Origin of the sequence: Piscinibacter gummiphilus (assembly GCF_032681285.1) — a bacterium.
In the GTDB taxonomy this organism is placed as follows: domain Bacteria; phylum Pseudomonadota; class Gammaproteobacteria; order Burkholderiales; family Burkholderiaceae_C; genus Rhizobacter; species Rhizobacter gummiphilus_A.
Window position 1 is genome coordinate 128244 of sequence record NZ_CP136337.1, and the last position, 24318, is coordinate 152561.

At 59.9% G+C, this 24318-nt stretch carries 24 protein-coding genes; 3 read left to right on the forward strand and 21 right to left on the reverse strand.

The window, feature by feature from the left end; all coding sequences use genetic code 11:
- Position 1: 1 nt before the first annotated feature.
- From RXV79_RS27245 to RXV79_RS27345, 21 genes are all read right to left on the reverse strand, one after another.
- Entirely contained in the window at positions 2-808 is an 807-nt protein-coding gene (locus RXV79_RS27245) for a type-F conjugative transfer system secretin TraK (protein WP_413816718.1), read from the reverse strand.
- Positions 747-1364 carry a type IV conjugative transfer system protein TraE gene (traE, locus tag RXV79_RS27250; RefSeq protein WP_316704285.1) on the reverse strand — a complete coding sequence of 206 codons (618 nt, stop codon included), beginning with the start codon at positions 1362-1364 and terminating at the stop codon, positions 747-749. Before traE ends, RXV79_RS27245 begins: the two co-directional genes overlap by 62 nt.
- Before the next feature lie 15 nt (positions 1365-1379).
- Positions 1380-1679: a type IV conjugative transfer system protein TraL gene (gene traL / locus RXV79_RS27255; protein ID WP_316704286.1), complete on the reverse strand. Its 300-nt coding sequence runs from the start codon at positions 1677-1679 to the stop codon at positions 1380-1382.
- Positions 1680-1713: 34 nt separating this feature from the next.
- Positions 1714-2019 carry a hypothetical protein gene (locus RXV79_RS27260; protein ID WP_413816719.1) on the reverse strand — a complete coding sequence of 102 codons (306 nt, stop codon included), beginning with the start codon at positions 2017-2019 and terminating at the stop codon, positions 1714-1716.
- 74 nt (positions 2020-2093) lie between these two features.
- Complete coding sequence (locus RXV79_RS27265; protein WP_316704289.1) at positions 2094-2405, reverse strand: hypothetical protein; 312 nt, start codon at positions 2403-2405, stop codon at positions 2094-2096.
- Entirely contained in the window at positions 2405-2869 is a 465-nt protein-coding gene (locus RXV79_RS27270; RefSeq protein ID WP_316704291.1) for an OmpA family protein, read from the reverse strand. Before RXV79_RS27270 ends, RXV79_RS27265 begins: the two co-directional genes overlap by 1 nt.
- Positions 2870-3186: 317 nt before the next feature.
- On the reverse strand, positions 3187-3741 hold the full coding sequence (locus tag RXV79_RS27275; protein ID WP_316704293.1) for a lytic transglycosylase domain-containing protein: 555 nt from the start codon (positions 3739-3741) through the stop codon (positions 3187-3189).
- Positions 3742-3744: 3 nt separating this feature from the next.
- Positions 3745-4209 carry a hypothetical protein gene (locus tag RXV79_RS27280; RefSeq protein ID WP_316704294.1) on the reverse strand — a complete coding sequence of 155 codons (465 nt, stop codon included), beginning with the start codon at positions 4207-4209 and terminating at the stop codon, positions 3745-3747.
- Positions 4210-4458: 249 nt separating this feature from the next.
- The gene (locus RXV79_RS27285; RefSeq protein WP_316704296.1) at positions 4459-5091 is read right to left on the reverse strand and encodes an IncC plasmid conjugative DNA transfer DtrJ family protein; all 633 of its coding nucleotides are present in this window, start codon (positions 5089-5091) and stop codon (positions 4459-4461) included.
- Positions 5088-6992: a conjugative transfer system coupling protein TraD gene (gene traD, locus RXV79_RS27290; protein ID WP_316704298.1), complete on the reverse strand. Its 1905-nt coding sequence runs from the start codon at positions 6990-6992 to the stop codon at positions 5088-5090. Before traD ends, RXV79_RS27285 begins: the two co-directional genes overlap by 4 nt.
- Positions 6993-7000: 8 nt before the next feature.
- Positions 7001-8797, reverse strand: a complete 1797-nt coding sequence (gene mobH / locus RXV79_RS27295; RefSeq protein ID WP_316704300.1) for a MobH family relaxase — start codon at positions 8795-8797, stop codon at positions 7001-7003.
- Between the two features lie 76 nt (positions 8798-8873).
- Positions 8874-9503 (reverse strand): hypothetical protein, encoded by a 630-nt coding sequence (locus RXV79_RS27300; protein WP_316704303.1) that lies wholly within the window; start codon positions 9501-9503, stop codon positions 8874-8876.
- Positions 9504-10094: 591 nt separating this feature from the next.
- Positions 10095-10400, reverse strand: a complete 306-nt coding sequence (locus RXV79_RS27305; protein ID WP_316704304.1) for a hypothetical protein — start codon at positions 10398-10400, stop codon at positions 10095-10097.
- Between the two features lie 250 nt (positions 10401-10650).
- Positions 10651-11475 (reverse strand): DNA-binding transcriptional response regulator, encoded by an 825-nt coding sequence (locus RXV79_RS27310; RefSeq protein WP_316704307.1) that lies wholly within the window; start codon positions 11473-11475, stop codon positions 10651-10653.
- A gap of 251 nt (positions 11476-11726) precedes the next feature.
- Positions 11727-12794, reverse strand: a complete 1068-nt coding sequence (locus tag RXV79_RS27315; protein ID WP_316704309.1) for a DUF932 domain-containing protein — start codon at positions 12792-12794, stop codon at positions 11727-11729.
- 233 nt (positions 12795-13027) lie between these two features.
- A complete protein-coding gene (locus RXV79_RS27320) occupies positions 13028-14047 on the reverse strand; it encodes a DUF7146 domain-containing protein (protein ID WP_316704310.1) in 1020 nt (339 codons plus the stop codon).
- A gap of 125 nt (positions 14048-14172) precedes the next feature.
- On the reverse strand, positions 14173-16635 hold the full coding sequence (locus tag RXV79_RS27325) for an adenosylcobalamin-dependent ribonucleoside-diphosphate reductase (protein WP_316704313.1): 2463 nt from the start codon (positions 16633-16635) through the stop codon (positions 14173-14175).
- Between the two features lie 349 nt (positions 16636-16984).
- A complete protein-coding gene (locus RXV79_RS27330; protein ID WP_316704315.1) occupies positions 16985-18583 on the reverse strand; it encodes an ATP-binding protein in 1599 nt (532 codons plus the stop codon).
- A 117-nt stretch (positions 18584-18700) separates the two neighbouring features.
- A complete protein-coding gene (locus RXV79_RS27335) occupies positions 18701-19009 on the reverse strand; it encodes a hypothetical protein (RefSeq protein WP_316704317.1) in 309 nt (102 codons plus the stop codon).
- A 1-nt stretch (position 19010) separates the two neighbouring features.
- Entirely contained in the window at positions 19011-19349 is a 339-nt protein-coding gene (locus RXV79_RS27340) for a hypothetical protein (protein ID WP_316704318.1), read from the reverse strand.
- The gene (locus RXV79_RS27345; RefSeq protein ID WP_316704320.1) at positions 19346-19960 is read right to left on the reverse strand and encodes a hypothetical protein; all 615 of its coding nucleotides are present in this window, start codon (positions 19958-19960) and stop codon (positions 19346-19348) included. Before RXV79_RS27345 ends, RXV79_RS27340 begins: the two co-directional genes overlap by 4 nt.
- 549 nt (positions 19961-20509) lie before the next feature.
- Between RXV79_RS27345 and RXV79_RS27350 the strand changes: the two genes are divergently transcribed.
- The 3 genes from RXV79_RS27350 (at position 20510) to RXV79_RS27360 (ending at position 24287) form a co-directional block, all read left to right on the forward strand.
- The gene (locus RXV79_RS27350) at positions 20510-21274 is read left to right on the forward strand and encodes a DUF1845 domain-containing protein (RefSeq protein WP_316704321.1); all 765 of its coding nucleotides are present in this window, start codon (positions 20510-20512) and stop codon (positions 21272-21274) included.
- 456 nt (positions 21275-21730) lie between these two features.
- Positions 21731-23590, forward strand: coding sequence for a hypothetical protein (locus RXV79_RS27355; protein ID WP_316704323.1), 1860 nt, complete (start codon positions 21731-21733; stop codon positions 23588-23590).
- Between the two features lie 124 nt (positions 23591-23714).
- Positions 23715-24287, forward strand: a complete 573-nt coding sequence (locus tag RXV79_RS27360) for a hypothetical protein (protein ID WP_316704324.1) — start codon at positions 23715-23717, stop codon at positions 24285-24287.
- The last annotated feature ends 31 nt before the right edge of the window (positions 24288-24318 follow it).

Here is a 24318-nt window from a genome sequence, read left to right on the forward strand (position 1 = left end):
CTCAGGTCCCCTGGCGAATGACGTAGACCGTCGTGGATTCACCCGGCCGGAGGTTGTGTGTCTCGATCGAGACGCCCAGAACACCGCCGGTCTCCCGATCGAATTCCTGTTCGGCGAGGACCATTGGCTGATCGCTCACGTTGGTGAGGAGGTAGCGCTCGCCGATGAGGCCACGACCTTCGAACAGGCGGACCAGAGAAAAGCGCGCTTCTGCCCAAAGCTGGATCGGGCGGTTCACCTCTTCGACTCGAATGTCGGAGGGAACTCGATCGGAAGACATCGCGACGAGCATGGCCTTGATAGAGCGGACATGGCTCGTTTGACGAGCGTCGGGCGAAGAAGGCTGCTGCGTCTTACGGGGCGATTTGTCGCGGATAACGATCGTGTCAGCCGGTGTGTCCGAGCGGCGCAGCACGAGGGTGTAGGTCGCGTGCTGGGACGACACGAAGAGATTGACCGGCTTGCCAATGCCGCCAACAGGACGAACGTAGATCTCGCCTCGGTCAGCATCGCATTCCAGTACAACCTCACCCGTGGGATTCACGGAGGGGGTCGCCGGCGCACCACTTGGGCTTGTGACGCCGGCGGCGGCCTGGCTGCCGCAGTTGCTGGAATAGATGTTGCCGAAGACGTTGGTGATTGAGGCGCCGTCGATGCGAATCCGCGTCGGCTCCTTGACCGACAGGACGGCCTCGACGGAGACGCCGTCACTGGCCTCGACGACTTGCAGCGCAAATGCGCCCTTGCTACTGAGCAGCAGCAGGGGCGTCAGCAGTGCCGGCAGCAGGCTTTTGACCGTTTTGACCAATTGGAATCTCCTTGAAGGCTTTGAGATGGACACGACCACCCAAGAACTTGAACTGGACTTGGTATGAGCGCGGTTCTGGGTCGCCGACGTTCAAGCCGTTGATGAGACGGCGCATCAAACCGACGAGAACGACGGATTGCTGCTTCTCATTGACGACGAGTTGCTTGATGTCGAACGCAGTGGTGGCGTTGTTCTGCCGAAGGCGATCGGCCTCGAGTTCGGTGCGCGTCTTCATCTCGTGGTAGTCGTCGGGCGCGACATACGAGAGGAGAAGCTTTCGCTTCCAATCGATGTTGGCGGGTGACACGTCGAGGTTGAGATAGCTCATGAATGCGGCCATCTGCTCGAGGTATTCGGCGCTGACGTTGTCCTTTGACACCCAGAACGTCTTCTCAACGTTGGGTGGAATGACAATGGTCTTTTCGCTGCCAGCGATGCTCAGGATGGTGATCAAGGAGAAGAGCAACGCGACGCTCAGCACGACAAGGGCCAATCCCAGCGTGCGGTTCGACCTACGCAAAGCGCGAAGGTCGTTTTGGTGAACGGTGTGTTCCATGGCGTGACGCGTGGATTAGCCGACCATGCGGCGGATGTGCGATGGGGGCGTGCAGCGCATCGCGGTGATGGGATTCGTGGGGAGAGCCCAGTACGCCCAATGCATGGCGAACGAGGGGTGCTTGTCCGCCTTCACGCGGGCGAGGGTTCGGCTGAGCCAGAAGCCGATGCCAGCACAAACCATGAACCCCAGCTTCGTGCCGGCAGTGAAGCCGACGAAGAGGGCGAACATGAAGGGGGCCGCAACGTCAGCGTCCCATAGACCAATCTTCCATTGGTCATCAAGACGACGCGGGATGAAGGTATCTGCCTGCATTGCGACCCCCTATTGCTTCAGCTGAGCGGGCCGATCAGAGCGGCATGCCCATGATGGCGCCAGCGATCGTCAGGCCGACGGCGCCGAAGATCGCCATGCCCAGGTAGAACAGCACCGGGCCGAAGTTGCGCAGAGCCGCCAGGCTGATGAAGGCGACCACGAAGCCGACGAAGCCCACCAGCGCCTTGACGCCCGGAGCGAGCGAGCCGAGCTGGGTCAGCGCGGAGGTCAGGGGGCCAGTGATGCCGGTGAAGGCGACCAGGTCGAGGGCGTAGCTGGGAACGGCGGCCATCAGGCTGATGACGACGGCCAGGGCGAACACGAGCGCCGAGGTCACCATCTGCTTGCGGGTCGGCAGGGCCAGTTGAGGAAAGGTTGCGAACATTTGCTTTGCTCCAAAAAAAGTTGATTCGTTCAGACGGACTTCTGCACCGGACGAAGGTCGTCAAGCGCTCGGCTCACGATCTGCTCCCTGCCCATCTCAAGCGCCAGTCGGACGCAGGCGTCCGTCAGGTAGCTCAAGTCGAGACGTGGATCGACTGTGGATTTCTGGACCTTCCGGAGCTCGTTGAAGGTGGTCTGGCGCAGGATGGTTGGTTTCCATCCGGGCCGGACCCTCTTCGGCTTCGGGGATGTCGATGCGGCGTCAGCGAGACCGGTGTTGCCGGTATCCGCTGACGCCGCGCCATGAAGCTTGGAGAGAGGACGAAGTTCAGCGCCGCTCATCAGATGTCTCCCTTGGTGAGGAAAGCGACCTCGACACGCCGGTTCTTGGCCCGGCCGTCTTTGGTGTCGTTCGAGGCAATGAAGCAGCAGCGGCCGCGAGCGTCGATCGAAATGATGTTCGGCAGATCAGGGAGCTGATCGCGAAGGTATTCGCGTACAGCAAGCGCCCGGGAGAGCGCGAGCGCCTCGTTGGCCTTCTGGTCGCCTACGCTGTCTGTCCGCCCGGAGATCACGATGCGATCTGCCTCCTTGGCATGTCCAAGGGAGCGGCGCAGTGCAGCCTTGGAAGGCTCGCTAAGAACGGCGGAACCGAATGGGAAGGTGACGAAGGCGCGAGGGGAGCCCTCCCTCGAAGGCACCTTGTCCTTGGAAACAGGAACCGAGGGCTCTGGGGCCTGTTCGGTCACGACAGGTGCAGGTGCAACCGGTGTCGCTTCATTCGCTGGCAGTTCTTTGAGGACCACCTTTGTGGGCTCCGGCGAGTCGAGCGATGCCGGAGGAAGCGCCTTAGGAGAAGGGTCAACGACAGCAGCCACAGATCGGGGAGCTGAGGGGTCGCCGGGCAGAGTCTTCTTGGTCACGGACGGGCATGCCGGCTCCGAGCAGAACGCAAAGGTCGCCTCACGACCGAAGTTGACCTGGGCGAGTCGTTGGTGCGCCCGAGAAGCGTTGATCTCGTCTCGAGTAGGCAGAGAAGGCTCGCGGGTTGCGCACGAAGACGTGGCGAGGAGGATGGACGTACTGAAAGCAGCTGCTCCCAGCAGGCGGGCGGGCTTGGCATTCATCGTGGGGACACCCTTGCGGCGAGGATGAAGGTTTGAGGGGCCGGAGCCGCGGGCTGCTGCTGCGCTTGCGGTCGAACCCTGCGCTTATGAGCAGGTTCTGGCTGGCCAGGAAGGCGTTGGTAGACGCGCCACGCGTACTTGCTGCGGGCTGCCTGGCAATCGGCACCTTTGAGGGTTGAACAAGCGGCGTTGTAGGCGCCGACTGCGTTCCACGAAACGCCATGCTTGGCGAACAGCCCGGCGAGAAGCCACGCACCTACCTTGATATTGGTGCAGGCATCCAGAAGGTCCTTCTCGCTGATGCCATGCTTTGAGAGCCTGGGAAGGTGCCCGCTGTTGATCTGCATGAGGCCGATGTCGTAGGTACCTGTGCGGGCCTTGTGCGAAAGATTCATCGCGGCAGGGTTGAGATTGGATTCGGCGCGTGCGATGGCGTAGAGAAGCTCGGCCGACACGCCATAAGCGCGCTCGGCGTCGTACCAGCACGACGAGTCAGCTGCGGCAACAGGGCCCGCAAACAGACAAGCAACCAGGACGAATGCGAGCCTCATGGGTCAGCTCAAAAGAACGCGGCGTCCTTCAACAGGCCTGCGTGCGATGAAGTTGTTGCGAGCTTGGCTGAGCAGTTCGTTGAGCGCGTCGGGCTGTCGGCGCGCGATCACCACGCATGCAGTCGCGAGGTGGTCCAGGTCGAACATCGGATTGGGAGCGGCATTCCAAGAGGCTCGGTGTGCGGTCTGAAGCAGGTCGAACTGGGCCTGCCAAACGTGGACCGTGCGGCGCTCGGTTCGCTGGTCACGTGTGGAAAATTCTTCGTCGAGGTAGCTGACGAGTGATTTCTGACGCTCGGCGTCGCGCAACGCAATGGTGATGCTGGCGCTCAGCAGGTCACCCAGTCGAAACCGGGGAGCGGTGTTGCGTGGCGAGCGGAACACGGAATGCAGCCAGTCGTGTTCATCGACCCAGACGCGGATTTGAACCGTCGATTCATGGGTGTCTCGGTCGATCAGTGCTGGCATCGACAGTCCTCGCGGGAGACATTCGGTCGTTTGCATCGGGGAGCCTTGTCGAGGCGACAACCGTTTGTCGACCTCTGACGAGAGCGTATTGATCGATGCGAAACAACGCCGTCAAAAAAGGGCTGCAGATGAAGGTCCGGAGGCGACAGATTCCCCCGTGACCCAGAGCTGGGTGGAAATGCTGAAGGGTGACGAGCAGGTGCCGCTGCGCGTGGTTGCAGCTACTCGAAGGGCAGGGGTAGGGTGCGACTAGCGACCGATGAGGTGGTAGTTCGCTACTGCTCGGCTGAGAACGAAAAGCATGAAGCCGACTGACGCGGCGACGAGCGTGGGAGGGAAGCTGAACGGCACGACAAGCGAAAGTGTCAATGCGGCGGCGATGAGGATGGCGCCCACAGCGGAAATGCTGAACGCCTCCGCACTGTGTGGAAGGAATTCCTTAGAGCGCACTTTTCGCACCACTAGTCCATCAACGAGTACGACGATTAGCACGACGAGAGCAAAGGGTGCAAGTTCAAGAAGGGCGCAGGCCCGATAGGTCGCCAATGCAAATAGCCCATCGATCGACTTGAAATAGGCATTGGCAAAGAGGCGAGCACCCATGTCGTTGACCTGCCTCGCCATCGCAGCTTGCGGATCTCCGGGCTTAGATGATTCGACGACGACGGGAGTTTGCTGCGGGGTAGGTACAGCCTGCTGAGCGTCGAGGAGGCGGGTCAAGATGCGGTCCGCTGCCTCGTCACCCCACACGGATCGATGAGCCGCGTTTTCACGCTTGATGGTTTCTACAAAGCGATCTGGCGGAATGACAGAAGGCGTGTAGAGGACCACGCAAAGCAAGATCGTCATCACAGCAATCAGTACACCTCGGATCATGCTCATGCCTCCATCTCTTCCTCAGTCTGGTCGAAGGACGGGTCCAGGATTGGAAACCTGCCTTTGAGCAAGCGGCCACCGGAAACAGATGCGAAGTACTGGAGGTTGGGCAACTTGCCTAGGATGTCTGCCGGAATGAGCTCCTCCATAGACTCGGAGATCTGCGCGGAACTGCCAGCGCTGAAGTCGCCAAGGTGAGTATCGGCACCTTGGTTGAGGCCGATACGCATGGTGTGAATGCCAGTTTTGCCGAACGTCTCGACAATGAAGTCTTGGGTGAGTCGGTCTTTCGAGCGCAACGCGATCAGGTTGTTGAGGTTGCCGAGGGCTTTGCGCGCGGCGGCTTCCGACTTCAAGCGGTCGGCGAGGTCTGCGAGTGTCTGCATAGCGCAGACGGAATAGATGCCACCTTCAGCGCCCTTGTTCAAGATTTCGATGAGGGGCAGGTTGATGACGTTGGACACCTCGTCGACGACGAGCGTGATGCGGCCCTTCGTGCCGAGGTTGTATCGCATGCCGGCGCGTGCAGACAGGTCAGCGAGTGCAAGCGCCCCGATGGCGGAAGCGACCGACGGGTCGGGCATGGAGTCGAGACACATGTAGAGGACGTGGCCACCGCGCTCGATCTTCTCGAAGTTCATGATGGGCCGGTGATCGTCGGCATCGAATGGATCCGGCGAAAGGCTCTTGCCCAAGTCACCCGAGGTGAGCATCGAAAGGATGGGAAGTAAGTTGGCGGTGATCTTCTGGTAGTGCTCACGGTTGTGCCTGAAGGTTCGCACCATCGAGTCGATCACCTTGTCGTGCTGGGCAAGAGGAATGTGCTTCTCGTAATACTCCACAAAGGCGAGAAGCTGTTCAGTCGCTGCCTCCGATGGCTTCTTGATCGTTCCACGCTTAGCAGCCGCGACAAGAGCTCGCATCTGATCGGTCTCTCTCCAACCCTTTCCAAGCTTGGTGTCGAAGAACCTCTCCAGGGATGCCTCGAGAACAGGCTCGATGCCACCTTCGATGTACTTGGTGAGCTTGAGGAGGTTAGGGCGGTCTTCTAGGTTGACCAGACCTTGCACGACCACGTTGACGGCGTCCCAACCGAAAGCGCTGAATGCGCCCGCGGTGTCGGCCGGCATGATGGATTGCAGCCGGCTGGCGATTTCAGTTGGCTTCTGCCAGTTGAAGGTGAAGTCAAGTCGAACACCGACTTCAGGAAACGCAGGGTGGAATTCGAGAAAGGTGTCCTTCTCTCGGTAGTCACGACAAGCGCGCTTGACCACGCGCTTGAGACGCTTGCTGTTTTTGGGATCAATGAAGATGACGACATCCCCGCGGCGAATGGCCTGAGTCAGGATGGTGGCCAGGGCCACACCTTTGCCGGCCTGGGTTGTGCCCACGAGAAGCGTCCCGCCTTCGAAATTCTGCAGAGGGCGATAAAGAGGAACTTCCCTTGGTTCGACACCATGGATGTAGGGAAGACCAGCTTCTTTGTCAGGTTGGGGATCTACGGTGTAGCCAAGGAAGCTCAGTAGCTTTGGAGAGACGGCGAAGTCCTTGTAGTTGACCTTCGATAGCTCGTAGAGGCGCTGCGAGTGCACGGGCTGCCACTCGAAGCCAAAGCCCAGGAACATCTGGTCGAGATCTCGCGTGTACTTCTCGAACTTCTTGGTGGTCATCACCTGCATCGCTCTGCCAGAGAGTGACGCACGGACGGTGAGAACCTTCAGAGCCTGGCGTGTTCGCATCCAGGTCATGCAGGCGGAAGCGCCAACGAACAACGGGCCCACTGGAGCAGCAATGGTTCCGCTCGCCCAGAATGCAACCATGGCGACGACACCTGCCGCCCACCCGGCGCTCGCATAGGCCTCATACGCGGGGCGCCAGGGCATCTCATAAGGTCTGGTGAGCGACATGTGAACTCCTATTGATCCGACGCGAAGTGCTGTGGGTCAAGACCAAGGACGAAAGTTGGCTTCAAGACGATCCCGAGCTCATCCTTGCCGCGGAATTCGTGCTGCGGCGTTTTCGCGCGGCCCCGCGTGTCAACGAGAACCATCGAGCAATCGGACAGGGATCGAAGCGCGATGGGGATGTCGACCTGCTGAGACTTGAAGAAATCTAGAGGGATGAAGATGCCGGTGGCGATGGTGATCGCTTGGGCGTCCTTTGCTGAGCCGTTCAAGGATTGGATGGCAATGTCCAGTGCCGCTCTCACTTGGGGAACAAGCCGCATGGGCGCAGCAAGTCGGAAGGGTTCCGGGGCTGGCGCAGCCGTATCAGCAGTTGACGCCGCCGGCACTGCCTCTTGTTGTGAGGGGGGTTGGATCGGATCAGACGCGGCGGACGCGTACGGAGTCACGATTTCGCCGTCGCTTGTGCAAAGGGGCTGTGGCGTTGCGCCTTGCGGAAGCGACGGAGGAGATGTGGAAGGAGGAGCCTGCGGGGATCCAACGGATGCCGCGGCGGCGGCCGTCGGTTCTTGGCGAGGGGTGGCCTTCGATGGGGTGTGGGCGATTGAGGCTTCGATGGGCTTGAGTCCATCGTCGGTGGAAAGAAGAATGCCGGGCGACGTCAGTTTGATGGCTTCCAGAACGGTCTTGCCGGGTGGCGGGCAAATCTGCCACAAGGGCTGGTCAGCTGCCCTCGCGGAGAGGACCCCGGCACTGAGGAGAATCTCAGCGATCGTCTCGGGCGACTTCGGGATACCGGGAAGCTCGTCCTCTTCAAGAAGCTGACGGATCTCGGCGGCTGCGTTCGGCCAGACGATGTAAAGGCCGTCCTGCCCAAGCCAGACGCGAGAACGCTCCTGATTCGGAGCCCACCGATCATCGGTCGCAACCAGTCGTCGCATGGCGTCGATGAGGTAGCGCTCAAGGTGGGCGCCAAGAATCGGCCTTCCGTAGCGATGTGAGCTGGCGATCAGGTCGCGATCAATGACCAACGCAGTCGATCGATTCACGAGCTCAACGAGAACGTTCTGATCGCGGTAGAGAGTAGAACCTGCCAGACACGACAAGAGATGAGGGACCGCAATGTTGTTGCCCTTTGCAAGGTGCTGCATGATCTCCGCAGGGACGACGTGCGGTAGTGCAAAGAGGCCAAGAGCGCGACTTTCCTGCACCGTGCTCAACCATCGGATGAAGAAGCGCCTCGACTTTTTCGATTGAAGCCACGCGGTGAGCGGCTGCAGAAAAGATGGCCAAGCCTCGCCTTTCTCATCGGTGACGACGATGTGGCTGAGCGTTCGATGCAGTTCGGCGCACAAGCCAGCGAGGAAAGTGGCTTGCCTCCAGCGAGGCTCCAGGTGACGGCGAGTCGAAATGGTGGCCCTGCCCGACACGATGTGACCGTCGGTGCCTTGGAGAGCGTAGAAAGCCGCTTCGAGACCCAGACGGAAGAGTCCGCCTGCGTTGCAAAAGAAATTGTCGGCAGTGGCCGGAAGGAGGTTGACGAAATTCGCATAGTTGCGAATCGGGACGAGCAGGTCCTTCTCGAAGGTCGCTCTGTCTGAGCCGTAGCACAACTTGATGCGATCGATGAACTCTTGGTTTGCAGCCAAGATGGCGTCAACCGAAAGTGCCTCGATGCCGGGATCGGCCGCAGGATAGGGGCTTGATTGTTGAGGCGCTGGTGGCTCGCTGAGAGATGGGTCGGAGCGTGCGGCCAGCTGTGGCGCTTCTTTGGGAATGCGTCCCGTCAGAAGGGCGAGAAGTGACATGGTTGGATCCAGTCTTTGAAAACTAGGACCCGATGCTCGTAGGCTGTGGCCAGGGCGACTAGCAAAAAACCGGGTGCTACACGCTCACGGAGGCGGCAACTTCGTTTGGATCGTCCCTTGGGATGCGGTGGCCGACTTGGCACATGTCCTGGCCAACAAACGACATGAGCTGAGCGGTGTCGCGCCTCGCGTCGACAAAGATGTCCGGACGGCGAAGCAGGTGACAGAAGGGGCAAGAGGGGCGACGCGCACGATCCTCCGTGCTGATCAGATGCAAAGAACCGCAGCTCCCGCAGCGTTCCAGCTTCAAACCTTGACGGTCGACTCCCCAAAGACCTTCGGACTTCGAGATCACTTCGAAGGCGCGATCGAACACGATCGAGTCTGCAGGTAGGTATCCGTCACGAGCATGCTTGAAGGCGGTCTCAAGAGACTCTTCAGGGGAGAAGCCTGCAAATCGGAGGCGTCGAAACGTGATTGCGAGGATCGAATACTGAACCCGAGCTAGCGGCTTGACGCGTCTGCACCACGCGTAGAGGGGAAGTGGCTTGCCACGCCAGTCCTTCCAGTAGGCCCGGGAGGTCACGGTGGTGAACTCTCCTTTGACTGGCGCGGAGATCGCGCTCAAAACATGGACGAGACGAGGATGAGCTCCGAGATCTTGGAGGCGACGTTCGTACTTCGCCCGAGCGATGACCTGGTCCAATTCCTCGGTGCTTGCGGGCACAGACAGACGCGGTATACGCGCTCTGCCATTGATTGACACGGGCTGGGACGTCGCGAGACGAAGCTCGGCCTTGCAAGTGGAGCAGAGCTCATTCAATGAAAAGCCGGAAGGAACGACGTGAGGTGAAGAGCAAGTTGGGCAGGTCGCAAGGTCCAACGTGGCCTCTGTCGAGATCCAGCGCCCGTCGAGATGAGATGCGAGATAGAAGGCTTGGTCGAAACAAAACGACGCGCCAGTTGTCGATCTGCTGCGCTCGTGTCGATATGCCTCAATGAGTGAACGGGTGGGCTCGAAAGAAGAGCGGAGGCGGAGGTAGTTCGAAGCGAACACGCCGACGTCTGCACGAACCCTCAACGACCCCCGGAATAGCAACTCTTCACTGTATGCAGGCCTGCCACGCGGAGGACGCAACCCGACAAAGATCTCCCGTCGGATGTAGGTCTCTGGAAGCCCGGTGATGTAGCCGAGGGTGCGCGGTGACGCCCCTAATGCGAGGCCCTCTCGCGCGGCCTCGAGGGACCTGATGCGTGTGTCAGGCAAGGCCACGGCACGCTCCCAGCGGATCTTAGATTAGCAGCTGACGCGGGCGGGAGTGGCCTGCTTGATCCTGGGCTGGGCGGCAGCAACGAGGGCTGCGATCGGTGACTGGTGCTTGAGAAGCGATGTGACACCAGCGTTGAGGGAGAAGAGAGCTTGTTCACCGGCTTGGGTCACACCCGAGAGGATCTCTTCGGGGGTAAGCGACTGGAACATCTGCAGTTGCTCAGCACTGAGGCCGAACTTGCAGCACGCGGCGCCAGGGTTCTCGAGTACGGCCTCACGAATGAGCAAGGTCAAAGTGAGATTTGCGCGCTGCACATCGCTGATCTGAATCATGGCGGACATCCTGTTATGCCTTTCGGCTGCATGACGACGTCGACTTGAGGTCGTCGGGTCAGGACTCCGGGATCGGTTCCAGACTTGCCGAAAGAATACGAACCCGCAAACGGCTCGTCAAGTAAATGACGAATCCGTAAATTTTCCGCACTTATTCGAGGGGAGGCCTACGCGCACTTATTGCGTTTTTTTCAGCCTTACGGTTGAGCCGATCAGCACAAGGGCTGAGGCGAAAGCGCAACGACGCCCTTCAGCTCCGGCCCAACGCGCTAGAAATGGCGTTGAAGAGTGTGGACGCTTTGACGGGAAGGATGAAGAACAAGGCTTGCGCCTTTGAAAGCGCCTTCTGGACCTCTTCGGCGCCTGGGCCGCCGAAGTCGTGGACGTCAAGTAATACGATCAAAGGGAGCTTGTCAGAACGCTTTCGAACGGCATCCAGAAGGGTCGGACCAACGACGTCGCCGCTGACACGCCAGGGCAGGACAACAGCTGAAAGGTTCTTGCTCTCAAGCGCTGTCTTGAAGCGCGCCACCGAGTTGCAAGAAATGACATCCAAGCCTTCGGATCGAAGGAAAGGGACGATGTCCTCATCATTGCCGCTGGAAAGAAGTGCCACTCGTGCCGGGGCAGCAGGTTCGAATAGCAGCCGCTTGACGCGTGACCAATGTCCGGATGGTTGCCTTTGGTACGAATGCACAACGGTCCAGCGCTGTTCTCCTTCGTCACCTGGTCGTGCCCAAAGAGGCCCGAGGACCTGGTTGTTGCTTTCGAGATCAAGCCAAATCAGACAAGGAACCTTTCGACCTGCAAGATCGAATTCGGCTTTTGTTGCGGCTGGTTCTATGAGCAGCAGGGACGGCTCATCAAATGAGGCGGCGATGTTTCGCAGATCTTCTGGAAGCCAGTCGGCCTCGCCAAGCAAACGGCGTCTTACCTGCTGATAGGTCAGATTCGCCGCGAACTCCAAGGTGCCAATTCGTTTTCGGACGTCGACGCCCTGTCGATCCAGCAACGCAAGGATCGCCTGCGTGTAGCGCTGATTGGAGCGGTCGTCTCCGTTGCTCGTGTCGTCCATTGAGATGGTTCTTATTCAGAAACGTCCGCGAGTTTATTTGAGCAATGTGGAAACTTGACGGTTGGGCGACGCGCGGAAAGCTTTTTTTCTATCGAAGCCCGCACTGGAACGCGAGCACGGCAGAGGGTTGGTAACCGCATGAAATTGGCACAGAAAACAATTGCCGCTGCACCCATCGCACAGAAAAGAATTAACACGCCGACAGGGCAAAAAAAAACACCCTCGACCGATGGTCAAAGGGTGTTCAAAGTTCAGACTGCCGAAACGAGTTCGGACCATTCCTTGTTGCTCTGTTCGAGCATGCGGCCGCCGATCATCTCGAGCTCCGTTGCCTCCTCGTAAGAGATGCTCGGATCCTGGGCAAAGTGCGTGACGGCCTGGACCATCCCGAATGCACTGAGGTCGCCCTCTGCGATCAGATCCCGAAGCACGCCGACACGAACGTTCTCGTTCATGACGAACTTGACCGCCAGCTTCTCGACTGCTCGAAGTGGATCGCCGAGGAGCGGAATGCCCATGGTCTTCCTCATCTTCTCAGCGAGCAGGACGAAGGTGGACTCGCTCACAGCAGCCGAGACCAGGTCACGGAGCATGAGAAAGAACGCATCATCGTCTGCCTTCAAGGTGTCGGCCTTGAAGATGGTCACTTCGTCGAAGGACGCTTCGATTCTGCGGCCGACGTGAGCGCGCTTGATGGAAGCATCGGCAGCGATGAGGCCATTGCGGCACTTGAGCCGGTGCACCAGCGGGTAGACAGCAGTCATGCCGTGGCCGGTCTCACTGTTGGCCACGACAACGCCGGCTTCAACGACGTCGCCAGGTGCAAGTTCGTAGCGAACTTTCGGCGAAAGTGCCTTGATGAACATGCGCGTTTCAGTGAGTTCCATCGACGCGAATTGCACGTCGGGGATCTTGCGCAGTTCCGGAAGGATGTGGACCAGCAGGTCATAGTTGTCCCGCATCCGATATCGATCCGACAGGAAGGCTCGCGCGCGGCCATCCAGAGTTCGGACCATACGCTGTTCGGGAGCATGCCGCAACCACGAATTGACGTTGCGATCCAGCAGCTCCGGCATCTCGCTGCGCATGCGCTCAAAGTAGGCGAAGGGGATCTTCAGGCGTTCAGCCAGCTGCCGCCGGCAGTTCTCGGTAATACCGAACTGACGGAGGCCATCGCCGGTCTCGACCTGGAGTGTGCTGTGTCCTTCCGAGCTTGTCGAATGGTGCAGCAACTGCGTGGGAACAACCATGTCCACCTTGGTGGACATCTGGCGCTCGAGTTCGTCGACGAGGTTGGAAAGAGTACGTCCAGTCTTCATTGGGATTCTCCAAAGAAAACGGGGACGCAATTCCCCAACGGGGACGCGTCCCCGTGGGGTTTGCTCGCGAAGCGAGCGTGGATGAGGCAGTCGGTGAGACTGCACGTGGATTCGAGGGCTACCTTTGCCGAGTGATCGGCCAGGCCTGGCAGCTGCCTGTGGGTGAAACCTTCTTCGCTGCGCCCGTTGGACGCACTGAAGAAGGGAGGTGGCGCTTTCGCACCACCTCCAAATTATGCAGCCTTCTGTTCCTTCATGAGACGGGTGAACAGGACATCTGCCCAGTCCATTCCGTCGACTCTGGGAACGAAGACCTTCACGGAGAGATGACGACCCTTTTTGTGGGCGTCATGCCGGGCCCGGCGCGCCAGCGCGTACGCTGAAGCTTGACCGTCGAACTCCGAGTCGGCGTCGTTGTCGCCGTAGATCACGAGCTCTTTGACAGAGTCGGGGATCCACAGCTTCTCCATGTTGCCGCAGCTGATGCCAGCCCAAACGGGCGTGCCCGTCTTGAGCAGGACAGCCAGGCCGGTTTCAATGCCTTCGGTGACGGCAAGCCGCTCCGAAGCCTCTCCGAGGCGGATGGATGCTCCGTTGATGCCCGAGGACAGCACCTTCTTGGAGTCGCTGCCTTTGGCCTTCTGCCCGTCCTTCAGGTAAGTGCGATGGAGCGTGACGGCATGACCGTCAGACCCTTGCACGCAGGCGAGCATCGCGGGGAACTCTGCAACTTTCTTGGAGCGCAGGTCACCGACCTTCTTCTCGTAGTAGCCGAGAGCTGGATGGCAGCGGAGGCTCTTGGGAAAGCGCTCGAGCTGGATGCCGCGGTTTCTCAGGTATCGGTCGACGTCATCGCCTGCAGTGACAGGCTTTGCTTCGTCCCAGATCTTCTGACACAGCTTCTTCATGTTCTCAGCTGAGGGCGCCCCACCGGTGGTAGGCTTCGGCAACGTGTGAACGTTACCTAGCCTTGCCTCGAGACGATCCAAGAGTTCCGGGAACGGAATGCCGAGCACAGCCTTGGCAAGTTTCAGCCCTCCTCCGGGTCGGCAGTGGCGGCAGTGGTAGTCGCCATTGCCGTACTTGTCGGTGTAGGAGAACCGATCCGTTCCGCCGCAACCGTCTATGGGGCACGGCATGTTCTTCCCGCTGAGAATCTTCTCGTCGACGCCAAGACTCGCGAGGAGTTGCGTCCAATGTCCATGCGCACGAGCTTTGATTTGCTCGACGCGTTGGTCTTGAATGTGGTTCATGTGAACCCTTTCGAATCAGGATTGAGTAAAGGAGCAGGCGGCTATGCAGAGTCAGAGAGGCGATGTGTGACCACTGGTCGCCGTCTCGTAACCCCACTTTTTGCCGTCTGAAAACCCGACTTTTCTCAGCCGCAGCTGCCCACGTAGTGGCAGTTTTCGCAGTGTTGGCATCCATCGACTTTGTGCAGTGCATGCGCACCGCAGTCCGGACACTTCTTCCCAGCACCGAGCTTTGGTTTTGCATTCGCCAGAAGCGTCCGCTGCACCTCCACCGACCTCGCGGTCTGACGCGACGCTAGCTTCTCGACAGGCACTTGCTGACCATCTGCATCCAGGAAGCCACGGTTCGCAAGCACGAACTGAAGTGCGTATGCGATGGCAGCGACTTCCGAGTCATGGAACCTCGGCACCTCCGTCCCATCTGCGCGCCGAAGCGAGCCATAGCGAACAGGGCCCTTGTCCCACACGGTCTCTCTGAGTGACGCCAGCGCTTTCGCGATGGAACCACCCGATCGAGCGACCATCGACAGAAGACGCATGTTGGCCGTGATCCACTGCTGACCCTCGTCACCTTGCCCTGCAGGGCAAAAGAACTCGATGGGCCGTTCGATGGCGACTGCCTTGCCGCCCACCACGCCTTCGACAACCATGTAGTTGACGACGAGGTAGACCTTCTTTGGTCCTTGGCTGGTGTGCAGTTCGACGCTTACCGTCGTGCCGTTCAACTCGCCTTTCGGACGATGCTCGATCTGCTTGCGCAGCGGATCGTCATCCACGGGAGTGGGGACGGCCGAGGCGTTCGCCGATTCGAGCGAAAGCACGGAGCCGGTCACCGAGTTGGGCCGGTATGTCGCGAGGCCTTTGAGCCCTGCTTTCCATGCATCCTTGTAGAGAGACTGGAAGTCCTCGTACGGATAGTCGGCAGGTACGTTGACCGTCTTCGAGATGGCCGAGTCGATGAAGGGCTGCACGGCCGTGAGCATCTGGAGGTGGTCATTGGCTGACATCTCCAGGGCCGACACAAAGTAGCTCGGAAGTTGCTTCACGTCGCCGCCGCTGGCGCGATAGAGACGGAAGGCGTGGTCTTCAACCACGTACTCCACGGTGCTGTCGTCTGCCATGCGCTTCTTTCGCGTGTAGGTCCACGAAAAGGCTGGCTCGATGCCATTCGATGCGTTGTCTGCAGCCGCCAGCGTGATGGTGCCGGTTGGAGCAACTGTCAGCAGGTGGCTGTTCCGGAGACCGCGGCTTCGGATCGCATCTTGGATGTGACCAGGCAGGCGCTGTGCATAGCCCCCTTGCAGCAGACGTTCAGCGTCGAGCAACGGGAATGAGCCGCGCTCTTCTGCCAACGCGATGGAAGCCATGTAGGCAGCATCGCGCAAGGTCTCGCTGATGGTCGCCGCGGTCGCCCGACCCTCGGGGGAGTCATAGCGTTGTCGCAGCATGATCAGCGCATCACCAAGGCCCAAAAAGCCCAGGCCGATGCGACGCTTGCTCATTGCCTCGGCCCGCTGCTCCGGCAAAGGCCAGAACGTCAGATCAAGGACGTTGTCGAGCATTCGCACCGCTCTGCTCACCACCTTGCGGAACGCTTCGCTGTCGAATGAAGCGCCCGGCTTGAACGGGTCGATGATGAACTTCGTGAGATCGATGGCTCCGAGACAGCAGCAGCCGTAGGGCGGCAGGGGTTGCTCGCTACACGGGTTACTGGCCTCGATGACTTCGGCGTAGTGCAGGTTGTTTTCCTCGTTCATGCGATCGAGAAACACGACGCCTGGCTCAGCGTGGTCATACGTCGAGCGAGTGATGCGATCCATCAGTTCAGCGGCTCGCACCTTGCGGTACACCCACACGCCATCGGGCCGCTGGTAGGCACCCTTGGCGACGACATCATCGATCGGCCGCGCTGTATGCACGAGTTCGAACTCGTGGTCTGCTTCGACGGCGCGCATGAAGGCGTCGGTGATTCCAACGGAGATGTTGAAATTCTTCAGGCCACCATCGTCCTTCGAGCTGATGAACTGCTCGATGTCCGGATGGTCGCAGCGGAGGATGCCCATCTGGGCGCCGCGGCGAGAGCCTGCCGACTCGACGGTCTCGCAGGACCGATCGAACACCTTCATGTAGCTCACAGGGCCAGACGCGGTGGAGTGCGTGCCCTTGACGAGCGCGCCACGCGGGCGGATGCGGCTGAAGTCGTAGCCGACACCGCCACCACGTCGCATCGTTGCCGCCGCTTGGGAAAGCGCGGTGTAGATGCTCGGCAGGCCGGGCAGGTCTTCTTCGACCGCGTCACCGACCGGCTGCACGAAGCAGTTGATCAGCGTGGCACGAATGTCGGTGCCAGCGGCCGACAAGATGCGGCCGGCAGGGATGAAGCCGAGCTGCATCGTCTGCAGGAACTCATTGGCCCAGGAGTCGCGAGTCCCTTCGGCTTCAACGGAAGCCAGGGCGCGTGCGACGCGCTGTTGAACATCGCCGAGGGATGCCTCCGAGCCCTTGGCGTACTTCTCGAGAAGTACGTCGAGGGAAATCGGTTGGGGCTCAAGCAGGGCGACGGGGGAAGGCAGGTCATTCAGGTTCATGAGGAAATCTCCAAACAAGAAGTACCCACGCGGCAAGGCACAACCAGGCAGACGCGATGACGCGACAGCCTGGAAGGGCTCGGATGCGCTTTGTGGGCGGGAAAGGCGGGGTCAGGCGCTGTGAGCGCGTGAGAGGTCCGCCCGGAGGCTTGTCAAGCGAAGCGCGCGGCGTGGCCGGGCATCGAAGACGATTTGCTGCAGGACGCAGCGGGGATTCTTGGGCTGACTTTGCACCGTGACCGGTGTTCAGGTGTGTCAGCTACCCTGGGTGATCTGGTTCTTTCCGGAGCGCAAACCACAGGGGTTACGCTCTGGAAAGAACCGCCGAAGCGGTTCTCTCGCGTGGTGATCAGGAGACCTGCTCCACGACACATTGGCCACGGTCACTTGGGAGGGTGACCATAAACCTCTTACCAAGAAGAGTAGGGTATTCAGGCAAATCCCGCAAGAGGGCTGCGAGCATGCTGGCTGGATCCGGACAGCGCCACAGGAGTGCTTGTTTCGCAAGATTGGCGAAGTCCTCTTCACACGCGGTCTCGTCAAATCGATCGTGCTCGTCGCAATAGTTGCTGACTTGCTCGACCACCTGGCCGTCAGTGCAACCCTTCGGGTAGAGGATGCGCCCCTCCCAAAAGAGGGCGTCATCGGACAGGAGGACCGTGTCGGTTCCGTGATCGATCCGAATGGAGTCGCACAAAACGACTTCACAGCTGACGTGGTGGCCTGAAAACCAGAAAGTCTTCAGCTCACCGGTCGGTGTCGCCGTGGCCGGCTCGTCTTCCAGCTGTCGCAAGCCCTGCAGCGCCCAGTGGCCTGGGGCAACACGAGAAGGGTCGACCAGTGTGAGACCGGCCGCGCGGGCGTACATCGCCGAAATCGAGCTTTCCTCGTCGCGGCGATGGAACCACACGAGGCAGGCAAGGCGCGAAGCTCCTGAGGTGACAGCTTCTTGCGACAAGTGCGAGGGCGTGTCGAGGTACACCTCCATCTCGTTGACCAAGGTGGGGTAACGGGAGATGACCGAGCATGCCTGCTTGGGAAGCAGAGCCAGATCATTGAACACGTCGAGCAGGCCGTGCCGGTGCGCCACGTCGAAGAACCGATCGATGAACGCCCCTGGATCGAGCTTCGCCTTCATTGCCAGCAAGTGCGAGCGCCATTCATCCCTGATGGCCCCGGTGATCTTCACCAGCTGTTCGTTGGCGTCGATCAATTCGGCTCGATCGGGCATTCGAGCTTGAAACTTGGATGAATCGAGGTGAACAACATCCAACCCGTCATGCATGCAGTAATAGTCCTTGCTGCTGCGGGAAAGAAGCTGACCCTGGATGTACAGGGCGACACCTGATGAGGGCTGGCCACTGTCACGCCCGGCGAGATGGACGCGACCGATCGAGGTGTCCACGAAATCCATCTGGTCCTCAGCGTGCTCTCTGGGCAGAGGTACGCCATTCAGCGCAACTTCGATGGGGAAACCTCTGACGTACCTCGCGATGGCGACCTTGATGTCGGGTATGTCGACGCCTTCGAGGCGGAGGACAGTCAGTCCATCATCAGGGACATCGGAGTCGGTTACCTCCATCTCGGCCTGGCTGAGCGCCTCCTCGCAGTTGAACGAAAGCTGCTTGCCTCTCGAGGTGATGTGGACGTGCCTCGACGAGTAGAGGACCTTGCTGAAACCGAGTCCGAATGGCTGGTCCTTCGCCATGACTGCTTCGTCCCACCCAGAGGCGTTGAGGTGAAGCAACGCCTGAAAGTCGCTTATGCCACAGCCGTTGTCTGTGACGACAAGGCGGCCATGTTCAGCGTCGAAGTCGACGTTTATGAAAGTCGCTCCAGCACGCCGAGCATTTTGCAAGAGCTCACCGAGCAATGCGAGTTTGTCAGTGAATGCGAAGCGCCCGTTGCGGATAGCGCCTGCTTCGTTGACCATGAGTTTGATCTTCATGCGAGTCCTTGTCTACAGCGACGCCCATGTTTGGGCGTCCGGTAAAAACAGCGAAGCCCTGCTGAGAGGAGCGCCACAGGGGCGCCGACTCAGGCAGGGCTTCAATGAAGGGATGTCTTACTGAATTGCTTCGGTGTAGAGCATCCCGCACAGCATGGCGTTGCCGAGCGTGTGCTGAGTCAGCTCACGTGCAGAAACGCTGGTCCGCTCGTCGACGTTGGCGTCGAGGCGGACGAACTGGAAGCCGACGGCGTCGAGCTCCACGTGGAATGCAGGGCGGTCGGCACCGACCACGACGAAGTCGCGGCCCGGCTTGCCCGTCAGCATTTCGCTTTCCTTGACCATGTAGCCAAGGTCCTCCAGAGAACGGACCGGGACGAGGTTTTTGAACTCGGCCTGGCGGACTGCTGCGGAAACTTGTTGCATGTCATTCTCCTTGTGAGTTTTTGAGTCGGCAGATCAACGACATGTCGTTGCCGCCTTCGTATTGCTGATCCTGGCCGTCGACCAGGTGGTTGATGTAGAAGCCGCTTCCTCGATGTGCGTGGCGAGGAAGACGCGTCAGAGGTGATGTCGAAGGCCGGCATGTGAGCGTGACTTCACCAGGTGGTGAGGTCTGGGCATCACTTGCCAGCACGAGGGGCGACGAATGCACAGTCGGTGGGTCTGAATCGAATGACTCGGGGCCCGCGACGTACCCGGCCAGGCCCCAGAGGAGGACCAATGCGACGGCCACCCAAGCGAATCGTGCTTCGGACGTGCTCATTGCTGAACCTCCATCGCAAACAGATCGGCCTGGGTCGAGCTGGTCTTCAGCTTGATCTGTTCGTTGATCCACTGAGGGTTCTTCGACAGTTGACGAATCATCCAGTCGAAGTTCGTAGAGACCTCCCGCCGAACCCACTCGGGGTACTGCGCAAGCGTCTCGCGGACCCAACCCTTGGCCTTTGCCTTGATCCAGTCACGGATGGACTGGACGTCGAGCTTGCCGAAGAAGGGGGTGGGTGACAGCGGACTCGAACCAACGACACGAAGGCAGTTGGAGAACGAGAACGGCTCGCTCTCGAGGTGAGGTTCGGAGAACACCCAGGCGAGGGTGTCGAACTTCTCTTCGAGAGGCGTCAACGGGTCAGCCAGGCGATCGAGATCGCTGAGCAGTCGCCAGTGGAGATAGACGATGTCTTCCTCAGTCCACTCAGGCTGTTCGTCACCATCGAGGTAGGCGTTGACAGCTTTGAGTGCTTGAGGAGGGAGGTCGTGGAGCTGCACGGTGTGTTGCGCACTGGCAGCAGATGGGAGATCGCGAAACGCAGACATGCCCGCGGAAAACGGGATGTCGTTGCCTTGCGGATGGAAAGAGACACTCGGGGTGAGCATTTGCTGGCTCCATAGAGGGTGCAAAGGCGAATGCGCAGCCCGGGCGGGGTGCGAAAGCGCCCCGCGGGGGTTGAGTGTTGAACCGGTCGTGAACCGGGATGTTGGGCTGGCTAGAGCACGGTCGAGACGACCATGAAGATCGGTGTGCCAGCTACCGATCAGGGGAGAACCTTTCGGCGACTGACTTGGACGTCAGGCCTCGAAAGGTGAACCGCAACGATCGGATTGGGGATGTGCCCGGGAGGGCGTGCGCAGCTCATGCGCTTTGAAGGGCTTGCCGATTTGGAGGTGCGAGGCCAGCTATCGCACGGCGCGACCTTATGCCGGCAGGACGCAAAAGTCAATGCGTCAGAGGCTTGGCTGATTGGCGGGAGGGAACGTCAGAACTTCCCACAATCAATGTCAAAAAGTTTCCATAACTAATGTCATCGGCGCGCCGTGAAGTGCGCCATGCCGTCGCTTTCTTACCCGGATTTTTGCTAGTGGAGTTGGCGGCCCCTCCAGAAGATTCCCGAGGCGATTCACTCGGAAATCTCACGGAGGTCAAGAATGGTGGAAAACAAACTTGCACGGATGGATGCCGGCGAGGCAAACCGGCGCATCCTGTCGAAGGAAGAGAACCGTGCCGACTTCCGAAGGGTGGAAGCGGCGAGCGTGAAGCGGAAGACCAACCTGCGCAGTGCTGAAGGCAAGCGCCTGTTCGCCAGATGCTTCTATTCGTTCCAGGCCTCGATGTATTTCATCAGCCAAATGGGGCGCACCAAGCTCCCTCACGAAGCCGTGGAAGAGATCGAAGCGGCGGTGCGAAAAAAGCTGGAGGAAGCAACGGCCGAAATGAACAAGGCCATCGATGGCGCGGACGCCCTGCTGAAGACGAACAACATCGACACCGTGGCCACTTACGACACGGTACCGTTCGAAGAGGAGGTCGGGATCACCTCTGCGTTGGGCCGGCGCTACTTCGAGCTGATTCACAAACTGGACCAGATGATGCCCCTGCTTCAAACGCTGCAGATCGAGGAGGTCATCAACGAGAGGAACGAAGAGAAGCAGCGCTCGCTGTTGAAGCGATCGGTTCTTTCGATCTCCTCCAGCGCGCGGAACTTGAGTGCGGGGGTGCGGCGCCGGATGAACGAAATGGACCGCGAGCCAGACGCTGGAGCTCAGCCGAAGCAGGCGGCCAAGCAGCAGGCGAAGCAAGCCACGGTCGTGGAGGCAGCGGAGGTCGTTGCGATCGAGCCAGCAGCGGTCGCCACAGACTCTCAGAAGATGGAGCCGACCGAACAAGCTTCAGCGATTCCCGCGGCTGCATAGAAGACGTTTCTCTCTTGTAGACGGCGAATGGGCTTGTTTTTCGCAGTGCAACAAGCCTGAACTCCCTTTGACGCCTGTGAGCGTCAAGCAAATGGCACCCGAGCTCGCGTACTCGGGTGCCATTTTTCTTTATGCTGGCCGCACAAACGGGAGGGACGGATGGGTGACAGCAGTGAGGCAGAACAACTCATAGGGCAGCGCCAAGAGCAGTCCTTCAAGCCGAGGCACGGACGAGTGCTCCCGAGCTTTCTTGTCCGCGTGCTCAAGCGGCCGTTTGTGACCTGGTTGGGCGACATCGAGGTCGGGGAACTGCTTCATTGGACGCGCTCTGCGGGCCCACCATCGAGCGTCGCTGATGACATACGCCTCAATGCCCTGGGTCGACTTCAGCCACACCACCCTGAAGTCTTTCGGGAGCCGTGCGGTGTTCGGCTCGACTCTGCATGGGAATCAAACTTGGATCGCGAAGAGGTCCTGAAGCTGAGGAAGGCGCTTCGCCACCTGGAACACGAGGAAAGGTTTGAGGACTTCACCCTGAACGTCCTGAGACGCTACATGGGGGTGCCCTATCCAGAGGTGTTCAAGATCTTGGCCAAGCTTGAGGCGGTCTACTGGTCACCATCCGAGGTGCCACCGCTCAGGATCAATGCGTGGTCCGACCAACCGTTGCAGTTGCGACGCATCGAGCTCGACGATGACCTCCGAAAGAGGGTCCAAGAAGCGTTGGCGCTGCCCTGGATCGATCGCGTCCAGAAGTTTGACATGAGACTGGCTGGACCCTTCGGGATTCCTCCCGCAGCGTGGATGCGAGAACAACTCGAGTCCAAGCACGGCATTGGAAAGGAGTTGGGAGAGACGACCGACAGGATCCTTGCGGCGGCAGCGATGACCTACGCGCAGGAGGTCGAATCACTGGTTCGCCTGGCAGTGATGAACTCAAGACAGAAGCCGCGGCCGGAGAAATTCGTTCGATGGCTGGACATCTTCATGGGTCGTTATGTGGCCAAGGGCAAGCCACCTACCTTGCAGCAGCTAGGGGATGCGCGGGGTATCACGCGGGAGCGCGTTCGGCAGGTGTGTGATGGGGTCATCCAAGTGCTCAGGGCGGCACCGCTGTGCAAACATGCGCTGGAGAGAGTCATCAGGATGGCCGCACACGCTGTTCCATGCAGCGTCGCGGAGGCTGACGAGCAGCTGGCCCACGAGTTAGGGGAGGGCGCAGGGATCCTGGGAGCGATCGAACTGGCGGCCGAGCTCGGAGACGTCGACATTGGCGTTCAGATGTCGAAGGTACGAGTGCGCATGTCGGGGAAGTACGAACATGCGCCGGTACTTGAGTCGGCCACCACCGAGACGCGCTGGAGCCAGGCTGCGCTGCGGTACGCGGCCGCCGAGTGCTCAGTGGTCGGCGCCACCAACATCCTGAGGTTGGCAGGGCACATGGCCATGAAGGAAGGAATTGCACTTGGGCGAGACGACCTGGTCAGCGTCGTGACACAGGCACCAGGCTTCGCATGGCTCGATGAAGGCAACGGTTGGTTCACCGTGGGCACGACAGAGAGATGCGGCCTGGCGATGCGACTGAGGAAGGTCCTGTCGATCGCGAAGGAGCCGGTCACCGTCGACGAGATGGCAGAGGCTTACGCATGCGACACCAGGCTTTTCAAAGAAGACGAGGGCGCCAGAGCCCTGGCAATTCCGCCAACGCACATCATTCAGGGGATGGCGAGACAGTGGCCGTTCGTCCTGCTGCGGCAGCACACCAAACTGGTGGCGACGACACCGATCGATCCCTCGGAGGAACTGACGGAGCTTGAGCAACTGGCGGTTCGAATCATCGAAGACGCGCATGGAGTCGCGCCGGCGTTCCAGTTCTACGAGACCGCAGAAGCCCAAGGAGTCGCCAAGATCACCACCGCGCTGATGCTCAGTGCGTCGCCTATCCTCGTGCGACTCGAGCATGGCCTCTACGCCTTGAGGGGACGCCGGCAGCGAGATGACGCACTGGCAAACGCTCGGCACCAGCTGGCGAGAAAGCTGTCGCAGCAGCCAGTGGGATTGGACCCAGATGTGTTCCGCGTGACCATCACCGAAGCGGCCCTGAACCGGAACGAGCAATACACCGTACCGTCACGGTTCCATGAGCGGCTGGCCGGCAAGTCTTTCCGCATCGAAGGGACGGAGCACGTGGCTCGCATCAGCATGTCAGGTTCCCTGCGGGGCATCAATCGCGCACTGCCGCAGCTTCGAGTGGGAGATGAGGTCGAAGTGCGCTGCCTGGGCGAATCCGTGCGGCTCACGATCAAAAGGGCGTGAGCCGGGATAAAGCCAGAAATCACACATAAGCGATTCGTGCATTACACGGCATATGTCCACAGGTGGTGAGCATGCGAGCCTGTAGTCAAATACGGCGCATGCACCAATGCGCCGGAGGGCATGGATGACTTCGAAGAAAAAGCGAAATGCAGGTCACCTGCATCCGCCCGAGCAACGCGCGGCCACTGAGATTCCATGCGGCTTGGAACTTCCCGAAGGGATCACTGTAGAGCGAGGACCGTCGTCGGGCGGACCCGCCTACTATTTCCGACATTCGAAACTCGGCGAGCTTGGTCGCGTGCGCGTGCTCGACCTGGGCGGTGGACAAGGTCGGCTCATCGGCGAAGTGGCGGGCGAGCCTAACGACCCAAGCACTGAGCAGAGAGCCGCGCTGATGGCGCCCCTCATCCATCAGGTTCACCACTTGTTCGATCAATCGGCAGGCATTCCGCATCAACCTGGCGAGGTGAAGCCACTCGGCCCGCTCACACAAGAAGATCGCGGCGGCCTGGAGTTCAAGGTGCTTGAATGCGACACGTGTGGCGCGCCGGTGGCACGACTGATTTTTGCGCCGCCAGGTACAGCAGACGATGCGGATTTCGCGGACGTTGAACGCCTTGCCTTCAGAATCTTTTCTGACTTGCCTCTGCCTACCTGGATTGTTGGACCAGGGGTCTCCTCGTTTTCAGTGCAATAAGTGACGGTACGCAAAGCTAGCACTGGCGCGG

Excerpts from the sequence above, each read along its gene's own strand:
- traE (WP_316704285.1), bottom strand. The coding sequence starts at position 1,364 with ATGGAACACACCGTTCACCAAAACGACCTTCGCGCTTTGCGTAGGTCG.
- traL (WP_316704286.1), bottom strand. The coding sequence starts at position 1,679 with ATGCAGGCAGATACCTTCATCCCGCGTCGTCTTGATGACCAATGGAAG.
- RXV79_RS27260 (WP_413816719.1), bottom strand. The coding sequence starts at position 2,019 with ATGGTGACCTCGGCGCTCGTGTTCGCCCTGGCCGTCGTCATCAGCCTG.
- RXV79_RS27265 (WP_316704289.1), bottom strand. The coding sequence starts at position 2,405 with ATGAGCGGCGCTGAACTTCGTCCTCTCTCCAAGCTTCATGGCGCGGCG.
- RXV79_RS27275 (WP_316704293.1), bottom strand. The coding sequence starts at position 3,741 with ATGAGGCTCGCATTCGTCCTGGTTGCTTGTCTGTTTGCGGGCCCTGTT.
- RXV79_RS27280 (WP_316704294.1), bottom strand. The coding sequence starts at position 4,209 with ATGCCAGCACTGATCGACCGAGACACCCATGAATCGACGGTTCAAATC.
- RXV79_RS27285 (WP_316704296.1), bottom strand. The coding sequence starts at position 5,091 with ATGAGCATGATCCGAGGTGTACTGATTGCTGTGATGACGATCTTGCTT.
- traD (WP_316704298.1), bottom strand. The coding sequence starts at position 6,992 with ATGTCGCTCACCAGACCTTATGAGATGCCCTGGCGCCCCGCGTATGAG.
- mobH (WP_316704300.1), bottom strand. The coding sequence starts at position 8,797 with ATGTCACTTCTCGCCCTTCTGACGGGACGCATTCCCAAAGAAGCGCCA.
- RXV79_RS27305 (WP_316704304.1), bottom strand. The coding sequence starts at position 10,400 with ATGATTCAGATCAGCGATGTGCAGCGCGCAAATCTCACTTTGACCTTG.
- RXV79_RS27310 (WP_316704307.1), bottom strand. The coding sequence starts at position 11,475 with ATGGACGACACGAGCAACGGAGACGACCGCTCCAATCAGCGCTACACG.
- RXV79_RS27315 (WP_316704309.1), bottom strand. The coding sequence starts at position 12,794 with ATGAAGACTGGACGTACTCTTTCCAACCTCGTCGACGAACTCGAGCGC.
- RXV79_RS27320 (WP_316704310.1), bottom strand. The coding sequence starts at position 14,047 with ATGAACCACATTCAAGACCAACGCGTCGAGCAAATCAAAGCTCGTGCG.
- RXV79_RS27325 (WP_316704313.1), bottom strand. The coding sequence starts at position 16,635 with ATGAACCTGAATGACCTGCCTTCCCCCGTCGCCCTGCTTGAGCCCCAA.
- RXV79_RS27330 (WP_316704315.1), bottom strand. The coding sequence starts at position 18,583 with ATGAAGATCAAACTCATGGTCAACGAAGCAGGCGCTATCCGCAACGGG.
- RXV79_RS27335 (WP_316704317.1), bottom strand. The coding sequence starts at position 19,009 with ATGCAACAAGTTTCCGCAGCAGTCCGCCAGGCCGAGTTCAAAAACCTC.
- RXV79_RS27340 (WP_316704318.1), bottom strand. The coding sequence starts at position 19,349 with ATGAGCACGTCCGAAGCACGATTCGCTTGGGTGGCCGTCGCATTGGTC.
- RXV79_RS27345 (WP_316704320.1), bottom strand. The coding sequence starts at position 19,960 with ATGCTCACCCCGAGTGTCTCTTTCCATCCGCAAGGCAACGACATCCCG.
- RXV79_RS27350 (WP_316704321.1), top strand. The coding sequence starts at position 20,510 with ATGGTGGAAAACAAACTTGCACGGATGGATGCCGGCGAGGCAAACCGG.
- RXV79_RS27360 (WP_316704324.1), top strand. The coding sequence starts at position 23,715 with ATGACTTCGAAGAAAAAGCGAAATGCAGGTCACCTGCATCCGCCCGAG.